Here is a 19,557-nt window from a genome sequence, read left to right as displayed (position 1 = left end):
CAAGCGGTCTTAGGAAGACAAAACATTCTACCAACTCCTTGGCTCACAGAACGACATGGCTACGATCCGACATCGTGTTATTGGGGCCGGGCGTGATGCTCGTGACGAGCGCGAACAGAATGCCGGCAGGCAACGCGCTCAACAGCTCGACGGACATGGGCGGTCTCCGGTTGCATTGGACGAAAGTGACTTGTCAGTTTCGATGTCAGTCTATCGACCCAAACCAGTACAGTACCGATACAGATACATAGATGAAATCCTGTACAGATCGGACCAGACCCGCCGCAGGCGTCGTCGCGACCGTATGGCGCCATTGATGGGGCTTTGCGCCTGTTATTCGCGACCTAAGCAAATCGGAAGATCAGCGACTCGAGGAGTATCTTTTGCATCGATTCAAAACCGCGACTTGGCGCAATCGACGGCAACGGGCGATGTTGCTCTTTATGCTTGGTGCCGGAGTTAATGTTGGTCGGCGTTGCATGCCCGCATTGCGCACGATCTGCATTGCCGCGACGGCGGTCGGCATCGGCCCGCGCACATATCGCGGCTACTTCGGCGCGGTCACGGCGCAGCTGTCGGAACTGATCGGCAAGTCGCTCGCGCAGGCGAGTGCCCTATTCGAGGCGGTACAGACATGGGCGAGTTTGCCACGCGCGCCCGCTTGCCGCTTAGCGGGCGGCGAGGGAGCGCCATCTGCTCGAATCGACCGCCATCGCGCCCGACGTGAAAGCGAAGATCGGGTATGAGCGAACTGCATCGCTCGTTGCCGAAGCGGCAGCGTCGGGCGCTCGCTGCTACAGGTTCCGGTAGACGAAGGCCTCGCGAGCGCGGCGCATGTGCGCGACCTGCTGCAACAGAACGGTTGTCATGCCGACCCGCAACGCGTGGCCGACGTGCTCGATGCGCACGCCCGAAAGTGCAGATAGACAATCGATTTTCGGCCATATAGCTTAGTGGCTACCCGCAGAGACAGCCGCCCGAAGCCCTCATGATAAGCAGAGACACTCACGCCGCGCTCGAAAAAATCGCGACGTTATCGGACCCGTTGCGTGTCGGATTCTTTCTGGTGCCGGATTTCCCGATGATGACGTTCGCCGCGGCGCTCGACCCGCTACGTCAGGCGAACCGCATTGCCGGCCGCGCGCTCTACAAATGGATGTTTCTGTCGACCGACGACGCGCCGGTTCATTCGAGCGCCGGTCTGCCGGTTCCAGTCGACCATGCGATCGGCGACATGCCGCGCTGCGATCTCGTGATCGTCGTCGCGGGCCTGAACCACACGAAGGCGTACAAGCCGGCCACTTTCAGGTGGCTGTGCGACGTCCATAGCCGCGGCGGGGTGCTCGGCGGTATCTGCGCGGGGCAGTTCGTGCTCGCGAAGGCCGGGCTGCTCGAAGGACGGCGATGCGCGGTGCACTGGGAACTGCTCGCGGCGTTTCAGGAGGAATTTCCGCGCTGCGTGGGCACCAATGCGATCTTCGCGGTGGACGGCCCGTTCATTACTTCGTCGGGCGGGACAGTGACGCTCGACATGATGCTATATCTGATCGCCGCGAGTAAAGGCCGCGACCTGGCCGACGCGATCTCCGACCAGTTCAACCATCCCGAGATTCGTCAGCACGATTCGTCGCAACGCATGCCCGCACAGACGCGTTTCGGCATTCGCAACGCGAAGCTCGTGGAGATCGTCAAGGAGATGGAGTCGAGCATCCAGAACCCGGTCGATCTGCAGGTGCTCGCGCGCCGCGTACAATTGTCGACGCGGCAGATCGAGCGGCTGTTCGTCGCGCATCTCGGCAAGACACCCTCTGCGTTCTACGCGGGATTGCGCATGGCGCGCGCGCACGACCTGATCCTGCAAACCGATCTGCCGATTGCCGATGTCGCTCAGACCTGCGGCTATATGTCCGCTTCGCGCTTTGGGCGCATCTATCGGACGCACTACGGCATGACGCCGCGCGAAGTGCGGCTCGGCGGGTTGACCGCGCGCCGCGACTGAACCGCCTTACAGATCCCCCTTCGATCCCTTACTTCGACCTGCACCGCGCATGTCGGTACCGCGCGGGCGCGTGATTTTTTTCATGTCGCTTTTTGTAGCTGAAATGTCGCATTTGGGTTTTTGGCCAAAAGTTGAATCGTCCTAATCTTCCATGTCCGCAGATTGCCAGCCCGAACATTTTCCGGAGAAATGCAGTGCCTAAGGATTCGCCCGAGCATCCGTATATCCCCGTTCTCGTCGAGGACCTGAAAAGCGGCGTGATTTCACGCCGTCACTTCCTGCGTACTGCTACGCTGCTTGGTGTGTCGGCGGTTGCCGCGTATATGCTGAGCGGTGTGCCGGATCCGTTCATCGAGGAGGCGCGGGCCGCCGACGCGCTGCCCAAAGGCGGGCATCTGCGCATCGGCATGCGCTGCATGGAAATCAAAAGTCCGCATCAGGCGGATTTCGCGGAACGATCGAACGTGATTCGTCAGGTATGCGAATTTCTGACGTTCACCGGAAACGACAATCTCACGCGTCCGTATCTGCTGGAGCGTTGGGAAGTCAGCGAGGACCTGAAGACCTGGACGCTGCACGTTAGGCCCGGTGTCAAATGGCACAACGGCCGCGCGCTCAATGCCGACGATGTCGTGTGGAACCTGAAGCGCGTCTGCGATCCGGCAGTGGGCTCGTCGATGCTCGGCCTGTTTACCGGCTATCTCGTGCAGGAATACGACAGCGGCCAGAAGGATGCGAACGGCAAGCCGAAAATGTCGAGTCGTCTGTGGTCGGACAAGGCGATCGAGAAGGTCGACGACATGACCGTGCGCCTTAATTGCTTCGCGCCGCAAATCGCCGTCCCCGAGCACCTGTTCCACTACGCGATGTTCATCATCGATCCCGCCGACAAGGGGGTATTTGGCCCCGGCGCGAACGGCACCGGCCCGTTCGAAATGACCTCGTTCACGGTGGGCAAGGGCGCGACGTACAAGGCGCACAAGGGTTACTGGGGCACCGGGCCGTATCTCGACACATTCGAATTTGTCGATCTCGGCGACAACGCCGGCGCCTCCATTTCGGCGATGGCGTCGAAGCAGGTCGACGGTTTGTCGGAAGCGGATGCCGTGCAGGTCAACGCGATGAAGCATCTGCCGCATGTGCAGCCGTATGCCGTGCTGACCTCGCAAACGGGCGTCGCGCGGATGCGTGTCGATCACAAGATCCTGTCTGACCGGCGCGTGCGCAAGGCCATGAAGCTCGCGATCGACCGGCAGAAGATCATTGCTACGTCGTTGCTGGGCGCCGGCATTCCGGCCGAAGACCATCACGTGGCGCCGGTCCATCCGGAATACGCGGCGCTGCCGAAGTACGGGCGCGACGTCGCGCAGGCGAAGCAGTTGCTGGCCGAGGCCGGCTATCCGAACGGCTTTGAAATCGACATGGTGACGCGCCCCGATCCGATCTGGGAGTTGAATACCGTGCAGGCGCTCGCGGAGCAGTTCAAGGACATCGGCGTCAAGGTCAACATCAAGCCGCTGCCGAGCGCGCAATACTGGGAAGTGTGGACCAAGGTGCCGTTCAGTCTGACGGGCTGGGGGCACCGGCCGCTCGGCGTGATGACGCTTGCGCTCGCGTATCGCACCAATGCCGCGTGGAACGAATCGGGTTATGCGAACCCCGAGTTCGACGCGCTGCTCAATCAGGCCGACGGCATTCTCGATCCCAGGAAACGTAGCGTGGTGATGGCGAAGATCGAAAAGCTGATGCAGGAAGACGGCCCGATCGTGCAGCCTTTCTGGCGCAGCTTCTCGACGGTGATGGACAAGAAGGTCAAGGGCTTCTCGGTGCATCCGTCGCAGTATATCTTCGCAAATCAATACGCGGTCAGCGCGTAGACACCGGCGGCAACTGCCGTTGCGCCGATGCGCGAGGTTGCCGTTTCCATCAAGTCCTGAATCTCCCGGGGGCGGCAAGCATGGCTTCCTTTCTCACCAAACGCCTGATCCTGATGATCGTGACGATGCTCTGCGCGTCGTTCGTGGTATTCGCGGTGTCCGAGTTCACGCCGGGCAGCGTCGCGCGCCGTACACTCGGGCCGTACGCGACGCAGCAGCAGGTCGATCTGCTCGCCGAGCGCATGCACGCCAACGATCCTTTGCTCGAGCGCTATGGGCGCTGGCTCGGAGTACTGGTCGGCGAGCGCCCCGATCCGCTCGAAGACCCGGCCAACGGGCTGAATTTCAGCGACCCGCGCGGCGCGCAGTATTTCGGTAACTTCGGCTATTCGACGCTCTACAAGCTCCCGGTGAACGACGTGTTATGGAAGCGTCTTGGCCACACGGCGATCCTTGCCGGTATCGCATTCGCCCTGATCGTGCCTCTATCCATGCTGTTCGGCATCTTGTCGGGGCTCAAGGAAGGCGGGATGCTCGACCGCGTACTGTCAGTGGTCTGCATTACGTTCACGTCGGTTCCGGAATTCGCGTCGGGCGTGTTTCTCGTCACTCTGTTCGTGATCGTGTGGCCGCTTTTTCCGGGCACCAGTCCGCTCGACAACAGTGAAGGCGGCCATTGGTCGATTACGTCGCAGATGGTGCTGCCAGTCGCGGTGCTGGTGCTGTACGACTTCGGCTATGTGGCGCGCATGATCCGTGTGTCGATGATCGGCGTGATGGAGAAGCCCTTTATCCGGACCGCGATCCTCAAAGGTTTGACCCCGTGCCAGGTCGTGCTCGGCCACGCGCTGCGCAACGCCATGATCGCGCCGTTCACGGTACTGCTGCTGCAGCTGAACTTCCTGATCGGCGGCGTGGTGGTGACCGAGATGGTGTTCGCGTATCCAGGCTTTGGCCGCATGCTGCTCGACGCCAGCATGTTCGGCGATATCGCGACGCTCGAAGCCGCGACGCTCGTCACTGTGTTCGTCGCGGTCGTCACGCAGTTTCTCGGCGACCTCGGCTACATGCTGCTCAATCCCCGCATTCGCGTGAGGTAATGTCATGTCGACTGTCGAACCCAATGCCGTGCCGCTCGGGGTGCGCACTTCGCGCGCGCCGCAACGCCCGTGGATCCGGCTGTTCCGCTCGCGCACCGCGGTGATCGGACTTTCGTTGATCGTGTTCTGGATCGTGCTGGCGGTGCTCGCGCCGATCTTGCCGCTACCGTCGCCTACCGCGCAGGACGCGATGGCGATGGCCAATCCCACACCGTCCGTCGCGCATTGGCTCGGCACCGATATTCTCGGCCGTGACATTCTCGCGCGGCTGATTTTCGGCGCGCGTACGGTGCTGCTGGTCGCGCCGCTCTCGGTGGCCGTGGCGATGCTGGCCGGCATTACGCTCGGCATGGCCGCCGGTTACTACGGCGGCTGGATCGAGGCGCTGGTCGACCGCTTCTCCGACCTCGTTCTGGCCTTTCCGGTGCTGGTGCTCTACGTGATCCTGATCGCCAACGTCGGCGCATCGGTGCTCAACATCGTGATTGCGACCACGATCGCGTCAGCGCCCGGCATCGGCCGCATTGTGCGCGGGCTCGTGCTCGATCTGAAGCAGCAGGAATACGTGGCGGCCGCGCGGCTGCGCGCGGAAAGCACGCTGTACATCATGGTCTGCGAGCTGCTGCCCAATTGCCGCGGCCCGCTGCTCGTCGACGCATGCCTGCGCATCGGGTACACGATCATCACGATCGGCGTGCTTGGCTTTCTCGGGCTCGGGCTGCCGCCGCCCAATCCGGACTGGGGCGGAATGGTGCGCGAGACCACCACCGTGATCAACGTCTGGCCGCTGATGTCGATTGCGCCGTCGGTCGCGATCGTGAGCCTCGTGCTCGGATTCAACTTGCTTGCCGATGGCATGCGGGAGGCGTGGAAGCCATGAACGCAATGATTGAAAGCGGTCTGCTCGGCACGCCGGCCGCTCAACCGGCACAGGGCGCCGTGCCGCTGCTGGACATTCGCGACCTGCGAATCGAATACCGCAATCGCGACGAGACGGTCGTGGCGGTGCCGGGCGTGTCGCTTCGAATCGCGCCGGGCGAGAGCTACGGACTTGTCGGCGAGTCGGGTTGCGGCAAGACCACGACCGCGATGGCCGTGATGGGCTACATGGGCGGCACCGGCCGCGTGACGGGCGGCAGCATTCGCTTCGAAGGGCAGGAACTGGTTGGCGCGAGCGCCGCGCAATGGCGCGCGATTCGCGGCCGCCGCGTGGCGATGGTCTACCAGGAGCCGATGAGTGCCTTGAACCCGGTGAAAACCATCGGCGCGCAATTGGCCGAAGTTCCGCGCCGACATTTGAACGCGTCGCGCGCCGAGGCGCGCGACATGTGCGCGACGATGCTCGAGAACGTCAGGCTGCCCGATCCGCTCGCGATGCTCAAGCGCTACCCGCACCAGCTGTCGGGCGGCCAGCAGCAGCGCATCGTGATCGCGATGGCGCTGCTGGCGCGGCCGGCGCTGCTGCTGCTCGACGAGCCGACGACCGGGCTCGACGTGACCGTCGAAGCCGCGATTCTCGATCTGATCGCGGATCTGCGCAAGCAGTACGGCACGAGCCTCCTCTATATTTCGCACAACCTCGGCCTGATCGCTAGCGCGTGTGACCGCGTCGGCATCATGTATTCGGGCGAGATGATCGAGGAGGCCGATACGGCCACGCTGTTCAGCTCGCCGCGTCATCCGTATACGCAGGGACTGCTCGGCTGCATTCCGGCGATCAGCGGTGCGAAGGGCACGCGTTCGCTCGCGCCAATTCCGGGCCATCTGCCGCTGCCGCACGAGCGGCCGCAAGGCTGCTGGTTCGGTCCGCGCTGCTTCCACTTTCAGGCGCAAATCTGCGGCGGCGACGCGATTGCGCTGGTGCCGGCTGGCGCGGCGCGGCACCACGTGCGCTGCGCGCGCTGGCAGGACATCGATGTGGTACGCAAAGCCGCGCTGGGAGAGGCCGTGCATTCGGAGCGCGCACAAGCCGCGCTCGTCATCGACGACGTATCGAAGCAGTATGCGATCAGCGGATCGCGGCGTGTCGTGCACGCTAACGAACAGGTTTCGTTCGAGGTCGGCAAGGGCGAAATCGTCGGTCTGGTCGGCGAGTCGGGTTGCGGCAAGTCGAGCCTTGCGCGGATGCTGGTCGGTCTCGAAACGGCCACGTCCGGTTCGATCCGGTTCGCGGGCACCGAGCTCTCGCAGATGCCCGCGAAAAAGCGCGCGCTGGACATGCTCAAGTCGATCCAGATGGTTTTCCAGAATCCGGACAGCACGCTCAATCCGTCGCACGCGGTGGCCACACCGATCCGCCGCGCGTTGAGAAAGTTCGGCGGCCAACGGGACAAGGCCGCGATCGAACGCCGCCTGCACGAATTGCTCGAGCTCGTGCGTTTGCCTGTCGAAGTCGCGCAGCGGTTGCCGGCGCAGCTGTCCGGCGGCCAAAAGCAGCGCATTGCCATCGCGCGCGCTTTCGCGACCGATCCGTCGCTGATCGTCGCGGACGAGCCGGTGTCCGCGCTCGACGTGTCGGTGCAGGCGGCCGTCATCACCTTGCTGCTCTCGATCCAGAAGGAGCAGCAGACCACGCTGCTGTTCATCAGCCACGATCTTGCGCTGGTGCGGCATGTCGCGGACCGGATCGTCGTGATGTATCTGGGCCGCGTGATGGAGAAAGGCCTCGCGGAGGAAATCTTCGCGCCGCCGTATCACCCGTACACCGAGGCGCTGCTGTCGGCCGTGCATAGCCCCGATGCGTCGGTTCAGCAGCAACGCGTGCGGCTGACGGGCGAGACGCCGAGCCCGATCGACGTGCCGCCTGGCTGCCGCTTCGCGTCGCGTTGCCACCGCAAACCCGGCGACATCTGCGATACGGTCGCGCCGCCGGTGCGGGCGGTCTCGCCGACGCATGAGATCGCTTGCCACCTCGGCCTCGACGAATTGCGCAAGGTGCGCCCCGTATTCCAGCTCGTCAATGCCGAGGCGTGCAACTGATGGGCGCCATGAACGACATGAACGAGACGCAAAGCTTCGACCTCGTGATTCGCGGCGGCACCGTCGTACTGCCCGATGGCCCCGCGCAGGTCGACATCGGCGTGCGCGCAGGGCGCATCGCGGCGCTTGCGGCCAGTCTGCCCGTGGGTCGCGCGGAACTGTCGGCACTCGATCGCATCGTCTTGCCGGGCGGCGTCGATGCGCACTGCCATATGGATCAGCAGCCATGGGAAGGGCGCTCGACCGCTGACGATTTCCGCAGCGGCACGTTGTCCGCACTGTGCGGCGGCACGACCACGGTGATTCCGTTCGCCATGCAAATGCGAGGACAGTCGCTCGCCGAAGTGGTAGCTGATTATCACGAACGCGCACGACCGAAGGCGCATATCGACTACGCATTCCATCTGATCGTCGGCGACCCGACGCCGCGCGTACTGGAGGAGGAGCTGCCGCGCCTGATCGCGCAAGGCTGCACCTCGGTGAAAATCTACCTGACCTATGAAGGCCTGAAGCTCGACGATTACGAGGTGCTCGAAGTGCTGAACGTCGCGCGCCGCGAAGGCGCGCTGACAATGGTGCACGCGGAGAACGACGCATGCATCCGCTGGTTGACCGAGCAGTTTCTGAAGGCACGCAAGACACATCTGCGCTATCACGTGCTCGCCCATCCGGCCGCCGGCGACCGCGAAGCCACGTTTCGCGCCATCAGCCTCGCCGAGGTGATCGAAACGCCGATCCTGATCTGCCACGTGTCCGCGGCCGGCGCGGCCGAAGAGATCCGGCGCGCGAAGCAGCGCGGTCTGCCGGTCTACGCGGAAACCTGTCCGCAGTATCTGTTTCTTTCGGCGGAGGACATCGATACGCCCGATCTGCGCGGCGCGATGTGCGTGTGCACGCCGCCGCCGAGAGCACGCGAGAACCAGCCGGAGATGTGGCGCGGCCTGCTCGATGGCACGCTTGAGGTGTTCTCGTCGGACCACTCGCCGTGGCACTACACGGACAAGATCGCGGGCGGACCCGATACACCGTTTACGCGCATTCCGAACGGGGTGCCCGGTATCGAAACGCGCTTGCCGCTGCTGTTTTCGGCGGCAGTGAACGGCGGGCGCATGTCGCTCGCGCAATTCGCGCAGCTCACCGCGACAACGCCGGCGCGCCTCTATGGGCTGTATCCGCGCAAGGGCGCGATCGTCGTCGGCGCGGACGCCGACCTCGCATTATGGGACGCACAGCGCGAAGTGACGATCAGCAACGCGATGCTGCATCACGCCACCGATCACACTCCGTACGAAGGCATGACGGTGCGCGGCTGGCCCGTGACAACGGTGTCGCGCGGCGACATCATCTGGCACGAAGGCGAGGTGCGCTCGACGCCGGGGCGCGGGCGCTTCCTCGCGGCCGCGCGGCCGTTCACGCCACGAACCAGCCTGCCGCCGGTGCTCGACGCATGAGCGCGCCGATCTCGCGGTTGCGCGGCAAGGTGGTACTCATTAGCGGCGCCGCAAGCGATATCGGCGTGGCAATGGCGGCGCGCTGTATCGACGAAGGCGCGCAAGTGGTGTGCGCGGAGCTCGACCCGGACGCGGCGCAGCGCACGGTGCAGCGGCTTGGCACAGGCGCATGCGGCGTGCAATGCGACGTGACCGATGTCGAGGCCGCGCGCGCGGCCGTCGAATTCACGCGCGCACGCTTCGGCCGGCTCGACGGCTTCGTGCATAACGCCGCCGCGCCGTGGCACGACGGCTCGGTGGAGGATCTCGCGCCCGAGCACTGGCGCAACGAAGTCGACGTCTCGCTGACCGGCGCGTTCCTGATGAACAAGTTCGTCGTGCCGCTGATGCGCGAAAGCGGCGGCGGCTCGATCGTGCTGGTCGCGTCGCAACTCGGTCACGTAGCGGCGAGCCGCTCGGTCGCATATTGCGCGGCGAAGGCCGGGCTGATCCATCTGGCGCGGCTGATGGCCGTCGATCATGCGCCGGCGCAGATTCGTGTGAACAGCCTGTCGCCCGGCGCGGTGCGCACCGGCCGGCTGTTGCGTTCGTGGCCGTCGCTCGACGCTGCCGACGCGGCACTCGGCGGCGCGCACCTGCTGGGCCGGATCGGCCGCCCCGAGGAGATTGCCGCGAGCACCGCGTTCCTGCTGAGCGACGACGCGTCATTCGTTACCGGCACCGATCTGCTGGTCGACGGCGGCTATACCGCGCGCTGATTGCCCGATTCGTTTGATGACCGTTACTGCTTTTCAGGAATTTCGATGAGCTTATTGATTACCGGTGGGACGGGCTTCGCGATGAGTGTCGTCGCGCGCGAATGGCTCGAACGCGAGCCCGGCGCGCGCGCCGTAATTCTGGACCGGGCCGCACTCGATGCCGCCGCGCGCGCGTGGTTCGAACCCGTGCGCGAGCGCCTGACCGTTGTGGAAGGCGACGTGCGCGAGCCGGCCGGCTGGGCCGATGAACTGGATCGCCATGAGATCAGCGCGATCGTGCACGGCGCGACCGTCACGCCGATCTCGCGCGGCAGCGCCGAAGAGGAAGCGCGGGTGCATCCTGAGGCGCTGATGCCGGCGAAGATCGTCGACGTCAACCTGATGGGCACTGTCCAGTTGCTCGAATGGGCGCGGCAGCGGGCGAGGGTACGGCGCTTCGTCTATGTGAGTTCCGGGTCGGTGTATCGGCATCACGGTCCCGACTGGTCTCGCGAGCCGTTGCCCGAGGACGGCTACGTCGCCCCGCTCACGCTCTATGGCATTTCGAAGTTCGCCGCCGAAATGGTGGTGAACCGCTACGCCGATCTGTTCGGCCTGTCGGCACTGTCCGTGCGGCTGTCGTCGATCTACGGACCAATGGATCGCGCGACCGAAAGCCGCAACTTCCGGCATGTGCCGCACCGTGTCGCGCAAATGGCGCTCGACGGCGAGACGATCCGGCCGAACTCTCTCGCGCCGGTCGGCGACTACCTGCATTCGGTCGATGCGGCACACGCGATTCTTGCGCTCGTCGATGCACAGCGGCCGCGTTATCGCCACTACAACGTCGCGAGCGGTGTAGCGGTCAGTATCGGCGACATCATCGGCTGGGCCGCCGAAAAGGTGCCGCAGTTGCGCTATGAGGTCAGCCATGCCGACCACGCGAACGTCGTGCAGGACCCGCAGCTCGCGACCGGCATGTGGGGCGCCTACGACATCTCGCGTATCGAGCGCGACACCAGCTGGCGGCCGCGCGCGGGCCGCGAGGCTTTTCACGATTATATGGACTGGCTTGCCGCCGGCCGCCTTTGAACACTCTGCATAAACTCATGACCGATATCGAGACGCAAGGCCCCGCGCGGGATTTCATCGGCTACGGCCGCACCGCACCACGGGTTCGCTGGCCTGGCGACGCGAAGGCGGCCATCAACCTTGTGCTCGTCTACGAAGAAGGCTCCGAATATTCGTGGCTTGAGGACGGCCGCAACGACAACTGGGGCGAGTACAACTTGCCGGCGAGCGCACCAGTGCGCGACCTCGGCACCGAGACGCACTTCGAGTACGGCAGCCGCGCCGGCGTATGGCGGCTTGCCCGGCTGTTCGACCGCTACCGAATTCCGGTTACGGTCTCGGCCTGCGCGGTCGCGCTGCAACGCAACCCCGAGGTGGCGGCGTGGATGAATGCGCGCGGCCACGATCTGCTCGGTCACGGGCTGCGCTGGACCGACTATCCGCAGATGAGCCGCGCCGAGGAGCGGCGGCAGTTGCATGAAGCGATCGAGCTCTATCGCGAGGTGCTGGGCACCAGGCCGCCCGGCTGGAACTGCCGTTCGTTTCCGAGTGTGAACACGCGCGATCTGATCGTCGAGGAAGGCGGCTTCCTGTACTACTCCGATCCGTGCAACGACGACATTCCTTACTTCGTCCCGCACGGCAGCGGCGAACTGCTAGTCGTGCCGTATTCAAAGACGCTCAACGACAGCCGCTATCTGATCGCTCCCGGCTATTCGAATCCGCGTGACTTCGCGGCCGACTGCTGCGCGGCGATCGACTACGTAATCGAGGAGGCCGACGAGGCCGGCGGCAAGATGCTGACGATCGCCGTGCACGCGCGCTGGACCGGGCAGCCGAACCGCGCCGCGGGCCTGCGCGACGTGCTCGAGCACGTGATGCGTACGAACGGCGCCGCGGCTTTCATGCGGCGTGAAGACATTGCGCAGCACTGGCTTGCCCACCACACTGCGTTTCGCAAGGGGAACTGATTTGAGCATGCCGACCATGGCCGACGAGGCGCAGCGCACGATGACGGGTGCGCAGATCGTTGCGTCCATTCTGAAACAGCAAGGGATGAAGCACATCGTCGGATTCCCGAGCAGCGAACTCTTCGATGCGTCCGCCGAACTCGACGTGCCGCCCGTGATCGCGCGCACCCAGCGCGTCGCCGTGAATCTCGCAGAAGGGTATGCGCGTACCGCCGCGCCCGAGGATCTGACAGTGGTCACCGTGCAATACGGGCCTGGCGCTGAAAGTGCGTTCGGCGGCATCGCGCAGGCATATAACGACCGCGCGCCGATCCTCTTTCTGCCCACCGGCTATCCGCGCGGCTCGGAGGCAGTGGCGCCGAACTTCGAGGCGCGCCGCAATTTCCAGCACGTAACCAAATGGTGCGAATCGGTCACGCGCATCGAGCAGCTGCCGCAACTGCTGTACAGCGCGATTTCTCGCGTGCGCAACGGGCCGCCCGCGCCGGTGCTGCTCGAACTGCCGGTTGACGTGCTCGGCGAAACTCACGAGCTCGATCCACGACATGTGCGCGACGTGCGCCGTTCGCAGCCGCAGGCGGACGCGCGCCAGATCGACGAGTTGGTCGAGACTCTGCTGGCCGCCGAACATCCGGTGATCCTGGCGGGGCAGGGCGTGCTCAACGCGCGCGCGTCGCGCGAACTCGCGGAATTCGCGGAGCTCGTCAACATACCGGTGATGACGACGCCAAATGCGAAGAGCGCGTTCTCCGAACGCCACCCGTTTGCGCTCGGCACCGCGGGTCGGGCGCGACCGGGAACCGTGGACCGCTTTATCGAGAAGGCCGATGTGATTCTCGCGCTCGGCACGAGTCTCACGCGCTCGTACTACATTCTGCCCATTCCGGCGGGCAAGACGCTGCTGCAAGTCAGCATCGACGAGGGCGATCTCGGCAAGGATTACCCGGTCCGGCTCGGCGTGATCGGCGATTGCCGCGCCGTGCTGCGCCAGATGCTTGCGCGCGTGTGCGAAGACCCGGCTACGCTCGCACGCCGCGCGCCGCTGCGCGATGCGCTCGCGCACGAAATCTCGGTGGCCCGCCGCGCCTTCATGGAGCACTGGCTGCCGCTTCTCAATGCGCACACCACGCCGATCTCGCCGTATCGCGTGGTGTGGGAAATGATGCAGACGCTCGAGCGCGACCGGGTGATCGTCACGCACGACGCCGGTAATCCGCGCGACCAGTTCAGCCCGTTCTACGACGTCACAGAACCCGGCGGCTATCTGGGCTGGGGCAAGACCACGCAGCTCGGCAGCAGCCTCGGATTCGCGCTTGGCGCGAAGCTCGCGCGGCCCGATGCGACGGTCGTGGCGATCATGGGCGAGGCGGCGTTCGGCATGGTCGGCATCGACTTCGAGACGGCCGTGCGCTGCGATCTGCCGATACTCACGGTGGTGATGCGCAACCATGTGCTCGGCGGCTACGCGGCCAGCATGCCGGTCGCGTCGACCAAATACCGCGCGAACCGCATGTCGGGCGAGTACGCGCCGATTGCGCGCGCGCTCGGTGGTCATGGCGAATGCGTCGAGGATCCGGCGCAGTTGCGCGCCGCCTTGCAGCGCTGTCTGGCGACGGTGGAAGGCGGGCGCGCGGCGCTGCTCGAAATCGTCACGCACGAGGAAAGCCGGCTTGCCGGCTTGAGCCGGGTCTGAGCGCCGATCGACGGGGGAACGCCATGTTCGATTTGCTGTTGCGCGGCGGTACGGTTGTCGATGCGGTCGGCACGCTGCGTGCCGATCTCGCCGTGCGCGAGGGCCGCGTGGCGGCGTTGCTCGCGCCTGCGCAGAGCGCCGCCGCGCGCGTCGAGCGACGCGTCGACGGCTGCTATCTGCTGCCTGGGCTTGTCGATGCGCACGTGCATCTGCGCGAGCCGGGCCTCACGCACAAGGAAGACTTCGCATCGGGCACTCGGGCGGCAGCCGCGGGCGGCGTCACGACCTTGCTCGATATGCCGACCGACGAACCGTGGACCGATAGCGCGAGCACGCTCGCGGACAAGATGCGGCTCGCGTCGGCCCGGCTTTTCGTCGACGTCGGTTTTCAGGTGGCGTTGCGTCGTGGCGCGGCCGCCAGTGAGCTTGTGGCGCTGCGCGCGCTCGACCCCGTGTCGTTCGAGGTTTTCACCGCCGATGTTCCTGCCGATTACCTGCATGCGCAGCAAAGCGAACTCGTGCACGCGCTGCAGATTGCGCATGACCTGGACGTGCTCGCGGGCGTCTCGCCGGGGGACCAGTCGTTGCTCGATGCCGCGCCGGCCGGCGCCGACGTCGCGGCCTTTCTCGCGAGCCGCCCGCCGCTTGCCGAAGCGAGCGGCATCGCGCGCGCGGTGCTTGCCGCGGCGCAAACCGGTGCGCGCGTACATGTGCGGCAAGCGAATTCCGCGCTTGGCATCGCAACGTGGCAGCGCATGCGCGACCTTGCCGACGTCAGTATTGAGACGACGCCGCAGTGTCTGCTGTTCACGGCCGAAGACTATGCACGGCACGGTGCGAATCTGAAGGCGTCACCGCCGATGCGCGCCGAACAGGATCGCGTTGCGTTGCTGGCCGCTTTGCGCGAAGGGCTCATTGATATTGTCGCGACCGACCATGCGCCGCATGCGCGGGCCGAAAAAACTGCGCCATACGCGCGCTTCGCCGACGTTCCCGGCGGCATGCCCGGCGTGCAGACGCTGCTCGCGACGATGCTGCATTTCGTCGAAAGCGGCGATATGGATCTGTCCGCGCTGGTGCGCATGTGCGCGTCGAATCCGGCGCAGCGTTTTGGGCTGGGTCGCAGAAAGGGTGCGCTCGCAGTGGGGTACGACGCGGACGTCCTCGTGCTCGATCCGGCACAGCGCACGGTGATAGCCAATGCCGCGCAGCATTCGCGCGCTGGCTATACGCCGTTCGATGGTATGCGCGTGCAGGGCAGGCTGATCGACGTTTATCTGCGTGGCGAGCTGATACACAGCGAAGCAGGGCTCGCGGCGGATGTGTCGCCGGCAGGCAGGGTTATAGGAGAGTTTCGACATGGGCATGCTTGACAACAAGGTTGCGGTCGTCACGGGCGCGAGTTCCGGCCTCGGCCGCGCTATCGCGCTGCGTTATGCGGCCGAGGGTGCGCGCGTCGTGCTGGCCGACGTGCGCGACGAGCCGATTGAAGGCGGCGCCACCACGCTGACGCTGATCGAGGCGGCCGGCGGAAGCGCGTTCTTTGTCGCCACGGACGTCGGCCAATGGGCCGAGATCGACGCGCTGATCGGCTTTGCGGTGGAACGCTTCGGCCGTCTCGACGTGATGGTCAACAACGCGGCGACGTATACGGGCACGAATATGCTCGAATCGAGCGAAGCGCAGTGGGAGCGCGTATTGCGCGTGAATCTCACCGGCATGTTCTTCGGTTGCAAGCGCGCGGTGCAGCAGATGCTCACGCAGGAGCCTGTCGACGAAGTGCGCGGGCGCATCGTCAATGTGTCGTCGCAGCACGGCATGGTGGCCTCGCCCGGCGATTTCCCGTACGGCGTTAGCAAAGGCGGTACCGTGCAGCTTACACGCCAGATCGCGGTCGATCATGCAGCCGAGCTGATCGTCTGCAATGCGGTCGCGCCCGGCAAGATCATCACTGGCAAGCCTGGAGCCGCGAACGACCCGCACGCACTCGACTATTCACGCCGCCGCACCCCGTGGCCGCGCCTCGGGCGTCCGGAAGACGTAGCCGGCGCCGCGCTGTTTCTTGGCAGCAGCCTCGCCAGCTTCGTCACTGGCATCAATCTGATGGTCGATGGCGGCTGGATGGCCGGCTAGCCGCTATTGTTCGCTTTGGTGAAAACGTCATGAACCAACTGTCTGCCATGCGCATATTCGCGAAGGTTGCCGAATCGTTGAGCTTCGCCAATGCCGCAAAGGAGTTGCACGTCTCCACTGCGATGGTGACGCGCGGCATCGCCACGCTCGAAGCGCACCTGAACGTCCAGCTGTTGAACCGGACCACGCGCGCGGTTTCGCTGACCGACGCAGGGCTCGAATACTGGCAAGGCTGCAAGGAAGTGCTCGCGCTGCTCGACACGCTCGAGGCGAGCGTGTGTTCGGCTACCCGCGAATCGGCAGGGTCGCTCAAGGTGGCGGCGCACGACTCGTTCGTGGCCGCGGGCCTGAGCGAGGTGATGGCCGAATATCGCGCCGAAGAGCCGCGCGTGAATTTCGACCTGACGGTGTTCGAATCGACCCAGGAACTCGCGGTGAACAACTATGACGTCTGCTTCGCAGCCGAACGGCGCTTGCGCGATTCTAAGCTGGTGTGCCGGCCGCTCGCGCAGTTGCGCGATGTGATCGTGGCCGCGCCGAAATATCTGGCGCGGCGTGGTGCGCCTCGCGTGCCGACGGATCTGTCCGACCACGATGTGCTGGTGTGCTCCGACGTCACGGTGCGCTCCTGGGAATTCTGCGACGCATACGGTTCTCATCGCGTGCCGCTGCGGCCGATTTTTTGCTCATCAAGTCTCATCGCGCTAGTCAAGGCGGCTCAGGCGGGCATCGGCATCGCGCGCCTGCCTGCCTCGCTGGTCGACGCACCGATGCGCGACGGCACGCTGGTGCCATTGCTGCAGGCCTTCGAACTTGAGAACAACGAGCGCACGTTGTGGATGCTGTATTCGGGGCATCGCTATATGACGCCGCGCGTAAGGCGCTTCGTCGACTTCGCGGCGGCGCGCTGCCGACGTGACAAGTCGCCCCGGCGTGGCTTCGAGTCGATCCTCGTCGCTCATGCTGATGACGCGTTGCGCGTGGGTATCGGCGGCGTCTGAGGCTCGCGTTCGGACATCGGCTGCGATGCGCGCAATGTGTTGAGGCAAAACGTATTCGATTGCATTTGATCCACTGGCCTCGCGGCCGCTAACACAGGACTCATTTCATGGATTTTGGTATCGACAACAGGACGGCGCTCGTGATGGGCGCGGGCGGCGGCCTCGGACGGGCGATTGCGTTGGCGCTGGCGCGCGAGGGCTGCAAGGTCGTGCTCGCGGATATCGATGCGGACGCGCTCGACGACTCGGACCGCGCGGTTCGCGAGACCGGAGCACAAACGTTCGCGCTGCAGTGGGATCTCGGCGACCTGTCCGTCATCGATGCACGGATCGGCGCGATCGAAGCGCGCTTCGGCGGGGTCGACATCCTCGTCAACAATACCGGCGGGCCGCCGCCAACACCCGCGTCCGGCCAGCCGGCCGAGCTGTGGGAACAGCATTTTCGCAGCATGGTGCTGTCCGTGATCGCCGTGACCGACCGTGTGCTGCCGGGCATGAAAACGAAGCGCTGGGGACGCGTCGTGACGAGCGCGTCGTCGGGCGTCATTGCGCCGATTCCAGGCCTCGCCGTTTCGAACGCGCTGCGCATGTCGCTCGTCGGCTGGTCTAAAACGCTCGCGCGCGAAGTGGGGCGCGACGGCATCACCGCGAATGTCGTCGTGCCGGGACGTATCGGTACCGACCGCATCCGCTTTCTGGACGAAGCGAAAGCGAAGCGGGAAGGACGCAGCGTCGAATCCGTATCGACGGAGAGCACGGCGGCGATTGCGCTCGGCCGTTACGGCCAGCCCGCGGAGTATGCCGGCGCGGTCGCGTTTCTTGCCAGCGCAGCGGCGTCATATGTGACCGGCTCCGTGATGCGCGTGGACGGCGGGTTGATCGCTTCGGTCTAGCTATAGCTGCGAAACCGTCTCGCCATAACGGCGGACGCGGAAAATTTATCAGTATTCCTGATTTGAATATATCTGTTTCGCGTCTTGAGTTATGTAGGCGTGCTGGTTCGTCATGGTATTGAGCGTGGGGCGAATGCAACGAATTTCAATAAATTCTGTATTTCAGTTTGATGGTATTTAGGTCAATTTAGTATTTGCCCGACTTGATGCGCCGGGCAGTCCATTAGCGGCGCTTCATTGCAATCGAGAATTCTTCAAACGACAAGGATCGATCCAGATGAAACGCACGATAAAACAGACGCTCTTCGCGCTGGGCGCCACCGGCGCGGCTGCGATGCCGCTGCACTCGATGGCGCAGAACTCGGTCACGCTGTACGGTTCCATCGACGAGGGCCTCCAGTACACCAGCAACGTGAACGGCAAGCATAACGTCGAAACAGAGTCTGGCCAGGACTCCGGAGACCGCTGGGGTCTGAAGGGCAACGAAGACCTCGGCGCCGGTCTGAAAGCGATATTCCAGATCGAGAACGGCTTCAATCTGAACAACGGCAAGTTGAACAACGGCGGACGCATCTTCGGACGCCAGGCTTATGTGGGCGTGCAATCGGCCACGATCGGCACCGTGACGGCCGGCCGTCAATACGACCCGCTCGTCGACATGCTCGGGCCGCTGACCGCGAACGGCAACTGGGCGGGAAGTCTGCTCTCGCACGTCTACGACAACGACAACACCGACAACACGATTCGTGTCAGTAACTCGATCAAGTTCGCCAGCAACAAGTACGCGGGTTTCTCGTTCGAAGGCATGTACGGCTTCAGCAACGAGGCCGGCGGTTTTGCGGACAATCGACTGTATGGTCTTGCAGCGCAGTATGAAGCCGGTTCGGTCACGCTTGTCGGCGCCTATTTGCAGGTCAACGGTGGGGCCGACACGAATCCGAACGGCGCGGTTTCATCGGCTGACACCGATTTCACCGCATCGCGCACGCAGATTTTCGGCGCGGGTATCAACTATGCACTCAGTTCTGCGGCCATCGTCGGCTTTATCTATACACACTCGTACTACAACAACGTTACGGGCAGCGCGTACTTTGGCAACCTGGCCAATCCGGCCAGTTCGCTGAAATTCGACAACTTCGAGGTGAACGCGAAATACCAGTTCACGCCGAACTTCTATGCGGGCCTGATGTACACGTACACGATCTCGCGCTTCGATAGCCCGGCCGGAAACGCTGAACCGCATTGGGGGCATATAGGCGGCATGCTCGACTATAACCTGACCAAACGAACCGACGTCTATATGCAGGTGGCGTGGCAGCACGCGTCCCATGGCGGTCCGGTTGCGGCGCCGCTCAACCAGGCGATGCTGGTGGGAGCGGATGCGCCGTCATCGAGCGTCAATCAAACGGCGGTGTTGGTATCGTTTCGGCATCTGTTCTGAGCGAATGTAGGCGAACCTCATGCTAAAGCCGAGTAATAATTGATCTCAGGCCTTGCTCTAGCATAAACACAGTACAACTGTGAAATCACCGACAAGCATACGTTTGTCGTTCAAAAGCCTCGCCGTTTCGGCGAGGCCCTTTTTTTGATACAACCGTCTTGCCATCGGTAATCCGATTTGCAGGCACCGTCGTCGCTCCGATTGATCTGTC

16 protein-coding genes and 1 pseudogene are annotated in these 19,557 nt (G+C 64.2%); 16 read left to right on the top strand and 1 reads right to left on the bottom strand.

Annotation, left to right across the window (positions count from 1 at the left end; translation table 11 throughout):
• Positions 1 to 70: 70 nt before the first annotated feature.
• A pseudogene (locus QYH69_RS33080) lies at positions 71 to 157 on the bottom strand (LysE family translocator); the annotation flags it as partial.
• A 322-nt stretch (positions 158 to 479) separates the two neighbouring features.
• On the opposite strand from QYH69_RS33080, the gene QYH69_RS33075 reads away from it, so the two are divergent.
• The 16 genes from QYH69_RS33075 (at position 480) to QYH69_RS33000 (ending at position 19,346) form a co-directional block, all read left to right on the top strand.
• Positions 480 to 746: a hypothetical protein gene (locus QYH69_RS33075; RefSeq protein ID WP_308835885.1), complete on the top strand. Its 267-nt coding sequence runs from the start codon at positions 480 to 482 to the stop codon at positions 744 to 746.
• 242 nt (positions 747 to 988) lie between these two features.
• A complete protein-coding gene (locus tag QYH69_RS33070) occupies positions 989 to 1,999 on the top strand; it encodes a GlxA family transcriptional regulator (RefSeq protein WP_308835884.1) in 1,011 nt (336 codons plus the stop codon).
• A gap of 194 nt (positions 2,000 to 2,193) precedes the next feature.
• Entirely contained in the window at positions 2,194 to 3,876 is a 1,683-nt protein-coding gene (locus QYH69_RS33065; RefSeq protein ID WP_308835883.1) for an ABC transporter substrate-binding protein, read from the top strand.
• A gap of 80 nt (positions 3,877 to 3,956) precedes the next feature.
• Positions 3,957 to 4,976 (top strand): ABC transporter permease, encoded by a 1,020-nt coding sequence (locus tag QYH69_RS33060; RefSeq protein ID WP_308835882.1) that lies wholly within the window; start codon positions 3,957 to 3,959, stop codon positions 4,974 to 4,976.
• Positions 4,977 to 4,980: 4 nt separating this feature from the next.
• The gene (locus QYH69_RS33055) at positions 4,981 to 5,856 is read left to right on the top strand and encodes an ABC transporter permease (RefSeq protein WP_308835881.1); all 876 of its coding nucleotides are present in this window, start codon (positions 4,981 to 4,983) and stop codon (positions 5,854 to 5,856) included.
• Complete coding sequence (locus QYH69_RS33050) at positions 5,853 to 7,955, top strand: ABC transporter ATP-binding protein (RefSeq protein ID WP_308835880.1); 2,103 nt, start codon at positions 5,853 to 5,855, stop codon at positions 7,953 to 7,955. The genes QYH69_RS33055 and QYH69_RS33050 overlap by 4 nt, the downstream gene beginning before the upstream one ends.
• 17 nt (positions 7,956 to 7,972) lie before the next feature.
• A complete protein-coding gene (gene hydA, locus QYH69_RS33045; RefSeq protein WP_374992551.1) occupies positions 7,973 to 9,406 on the top strand; it encodes a dihydropyrimidinase in 1,434 nt (477 codons plus the stop codon).
• Complete coding sequence (locus QYH69_RS33040) at positions 9,403 to 10,164, top strand: SDR family oxidoreductase (RefSeq protein ID WP_308835878.1); 762 nt, start codon at positions 9,403 to 9,405, stop codon at positions 10,162 to 10,164. Before hydA ends, QYH69_RS33040 begins: the two co-directional genes overlap by 4 nt.
• A 45-nt stretch (positions 10,165 to 10,209) precedes the next feature.
• Positions 10,210 to 11,235 (top strand): NAD(P)-dependent oxidoreductase, encoded by a 1,026-nt coding sequence (locus QYH69_RS33035; RefSeq protein WP_308835877.1) that lies wholly within the window; start codon positions 10,210 to 10,212, stop codon positions 11,233 to 11,235.
• 17 nt (positions 11,236 to 11,252) lie between these two features.
• Positions 11,253 to 12,185, top strand: coding sequence for a polysaccharide deacetylase family protein (locus QYH69_RS33030; protein ID WP_308835876.1), 933 nt, complete (start codon positions 11,253 to 11,255; stop codon positions 12,183 to 12,185).
• A 7-nt stretch (positions 12,186 to 12,192) separates the two neighbouring features.
• Positions 12,193 to 13,878 carry a thiamine pyrophosphate-requiring protein gene (locus tag QYH69_RS33025; RefSeq protein ID WP_308835887.1) on the top strand — a complete coding sequence of 562 codons (1,686 nt, stop codon included), beginning with the start codon at positions 12,193 to 12,195 and terminating at the stop codon, positions 13,876 to 13,878.
• Between the two features lie 23 nt (positions 13,879 to 13,901).
• Complete coding sequence (locus QYH69_RS33020) at positions 13,902 to 15,251, top strand: dihydroorotase family protein (protein WP_308835875.1); 1,350 nt, start codon at positions 13,902 to 13,904, stop codon at positions 15,249 to 15,251.
• Positions 15,238 to 16,011, top strand: a complete 774-nt coding sequence (locus QYH69_RS33015) for an SDR family oxidoreductase (RefSeq protein WP_308835874.1) — start codon at positions 15,238 to 15,240, stop codon at positions 16,009 to 16,011. Before QYH69_RS33020 ends, QYH69_RS33015 begins: the two co-directional genes overlap by 14 nt.
• A gap of 29 nt (positions 16,012 to 16,040) precedes the next feature.
• Positions 16,041 to 17,012: a LysR family transcriptional regulator gene (locus tag QYH69_RS33010; protein WP_308835873.1), complete on the top strand. Its 972-nt coding sequence runs from the start codon at positions 16,041 to 16,043 to the stop codon at positions 17,010 to 17,012.
• Positions 17,013 to 17,119: 107 nt separating this feature from the next.
• Positions 17,120 to 17,905 (top strand): SDR family oxidoreductase, encoded by a 786-nt coding sequence (locus QYH69_RS33005; protein WP_308835872.1) that lies wholly within the window; start codon positions 17,120 to 17,122, stop codon positions 17,903 to 17,905.
• A gap of 277 nt (positions 17,906 to 18,182) precedes the next feature.
• Positions 18,183 to 19,346 carry a porin gene (locus QYH69_RS33000; RefSeq protein ID WP_308835871.1) on the top strand — a complete coding sequence of 388 codons (1,164 nt, stop codon included), beginning with the start codon at positions 18,183 to 18,185 and terminating at the stop codon, positions 19,344 to 19,346.
• The last annotated feature ends 211 nt before the right edge of the window (positions 19,347 to 19,557 follow it).

This window comes from Paraburkholderia sp. SARCC-3016 (assembly GCF_031119615.1).
In the GTDB taxonomy this organism is placed as follows: Bacteria; Pseudomonadota; Gammaproteobacteria; order Burkholderiales; family Burkholderiaceae; genus Paraburkholderia.
The sequence above is the reverse complement of the archived record's forward strand: the minus strand, read 5'-3'. Positions and strand labels throughout refer to the sequence as shown.